The organism is Nakamurella sp., assembly GCF_048594475.1.
Classification (GTDB): domain Bacteria; phylum Actinomycetota; class Actinomycetes; order Mycobacteriales; family Nakamurellaceae; genus Nakamurella.
Map to the genome: position 1 here is coordinate 1 of NZ_JBMDXT010000589.1, position 2,618 is coordinate 2,618.

Annotated in this window: 3 protein-coding genes; all 3 read left to right on the forward strand. The window is 73.2% G+C overall.

The features are described 5' to 3' along the window. Positions 1-898 (forward strand): serine hydroxymethyltransferase (locus tag ACOJUF_RS26165; protein ID WP_420124731.1); only part of this gene is annotated, 898 nt, incomplete at its 5' end. Further along, the gene (locus ACOJUF_RS26170; protein WP_420124732.1) at positions 895-1,527 is read left to right on the forward strand and encodes an MBL fold metallo-hydrolase; all 633 of its coding nucleotides are present in this window, start codon (positions 895-897) and stop codon (positions 1,525-1,527) included. The genes ACOJUF_RS26165 and ACOJUF_RS26170, both read left to right, overlap by 4 nt. Before the next feature lie 90 nt (positions 1,528-1,617). Continuing rightward, positions 1,618-2,618 (forward strand): peptidoglycan-binding domain-containing protein (locus tag ACOJUF_RS26175; protein WP_420124733.1); only part of this gene is annotated, 1,001 nt, incomplete at its 3' end.

Below are 2,618 nucleotides of genomic sequence, written 5' to 3' on the forward strand. Positions count from 1 at the left end.
GATCAACTTCTCCGGCCTGCTCTACAACGTCGCCGCGTACGAGGTGTCCAAGGAGGACTACCGCATCGACATGGACGAGGTCGGCAAGCTGGCCCGGCAGCACCGGCCGCAGCTGATCATCGCCGGCTGGTCGGCCTACCCGCGGCACCTGGACTTCGTGCGGTTCCGGGAGATCGCCGACGAGGTCGGCGCGCTGCTGATGGTCGACATGGCGCATTTCGCCGGGCTGGTCGCGACCGGCCTGCATCCGAACCCGGTGCCGCACGCCCACGTCACCACCACGACGACCCACAAGACCCTGGGCGGTCCGCGCGGCGGCGTCATCCTGTCCAACGACGCGGCGATCGCCAAGAAGATCAACTCGGCGGTCTTCCCCGGCCAGCAGGGCGGCCCGCTGGAGCACGTCATCGCGGCCAAGGCGGTGGCCTTCAAGATGGCGGCCGATCCCTCGTTCACCGAGCGGGCCGAGCGGACGCTGCTCGGGGCCCGGCTGCTGGCCGAGCGGCTGGTCCAGTCCGACGTCGCCGAGGCCGGGGTCAAGGTGCTGACCGGCGGCACCGACGTGCACCTGGTGCTGGTCGACCTGCGCGATTCCGACCTCGACGGGCAGGCCGCCGAGGATCGGCTGCACTCGATCGGGATCACGGTGAACCGGACCGCCGTGCCGTTCGACCCGCGGCCGCCGATGGTGACCTCCGGCCTGCGCATCGGCACCCCGGCGCTGGCCACCCGCGGTTTCGGTGCGGCCGACTTCGTCGAGGTCGCCGACATCATCGCCGCGGCCCTGGTCGCGCCGGTCGGCGACCTGGATCCGGCGGTGCAGAAGGCGCTGCGGGCCCGGGTCACCGCGCTGGCCAACGCGCACCCGCTGTATCCCGGCCTCGGGGTCGCCGTATGACGGGCGCGCGGGTCGAACGCATCGTCACCTCGGGCACGTTCAGCCTCGACGGGGGCACGTGGGACGTCGACAACAACGTCTGGCTGGTCGGGGACGACGACGAACTGATCGTCATCGACCCGGCCCACGACGCGGACGCCATCCTGTCCCGCCTGCACAACCGGCGGGTGGTGGCGGTGGTGTGCACCCACGGGCACGACGATCACATCGGCCAGGCGCCGACCGTGGCGGAATGGACCGGGGCGCCGGTGCTAATGCATCCGGCGGACGCGCCGCTGTGGGGGATGACCCACCCGGAGCGCTACCCCGACGCCGACCTGACCGACGGCCAGACGATCGCCGTCGCCGGGATCGAGGTGCACGTGCGGCACACCCCGGGGCACTCCCCCGGGTCGGTCTGCCTGTCCGTGCCGGCCCTGGGGTGCGTGTTCACCGGGGACACCCTGTTCCAGGGTGGCCCGGGCGCGACCGGCCGGTCGTTCTCGGACTTCCCGACGATCATCGACTCGATCAAGCACGGGCTGCTGACCCTGCCGCCGGAGACCGTGGTGCACACCGGGCACGGTGACGACACCACCATCGGCGCCGAGGCGCCGCACCTGGACGAATGGGTGGTCCGCGGCCACTGAGGCCGCCGGTACGGCCGGCGTCCGGATGATTGCCAGGACGCGGCTTCGGGGCCATCATCAGGGTCCCTGAGTCGTCAGGAGGGATCGGTCGTGTCGGCACCCCTGGCCCACATCCCGCCGAGGCGGGCGGGGCGGGGTGACCCCGCCCCGCCGGCCGTCCCGACCGCCGCGCCGGCCCCGCCGGCGGTGGACCGGCCGCACCCGGTGGCGTTGCCGGGACTGGTCGGGCCGGCGGCGAACCCGATGGGTGCGGCCGTCATCCGGCGATCGCCCGCGGATTTCGCGACCACCGGCGCCGCCGGGCTCAAGTCGGGCTGGGGCCTGCTCGGCCTCGGCTCGACGCCCTGGGACGCGATTCTCCAGGCCCTGCGCCAGTACGCCGCACTGCGGGACGACCAGTTCGCCGAGCGGGCGGCCACCCTCGGCCGGCTGCCGGCCCTGCTGGCCGCCTGGGAGCGGCACCACGACATCGCCCGCAAGTCGCCGGCCGAGCTGAATCAGGACGAGACGCGGAAGGTCGCGGCGATCAGGGACGTGCGCCTGCTGATCGACCGCGAGCACCGCGAACTCGCCGACGCCGGGATGACGGTCGCCGAGGGCCGGGAAACCGTCGGCGCGAACCGGTTGAAGGGCGACTACCTGCTGGAACAGGTGAACAAGGGTCACACGACACTGATGACCGGCGATCGCGGCCCGTCGGTCACCAAGCTGCAGCAGGCGCTCGCCGATCTGGGGCACCTGGCCACGACCGACGTGTCCGGGACCTACGGCCTGGCGACGGCCACCGCGGTCCGGGCATTCCAACGCGCGAACCCCCTGCTGGCCGAGACCGGCACCGTCGATCGGCGGACGATGGACGCCCTGGACCGGGCCTTCCGCACGCACACCGCCGAGCGCACCCTCGCCCAGGCCCCGGCGATCGCGGCCAAGGGCGCCGCCGGCGAGTTCGCCTGGGGCACCGCACCGGCGGAGCTGATGGCCGGAACCCGGGATCTGCCCGTGACCGACGCGGCCGCCGCCCGCGAGGCGGTGAAGACCTCGCTGACCGCCGGGGTCGGCGGTCAGCCGCCGGCGTTGGTCGACACCTTGCC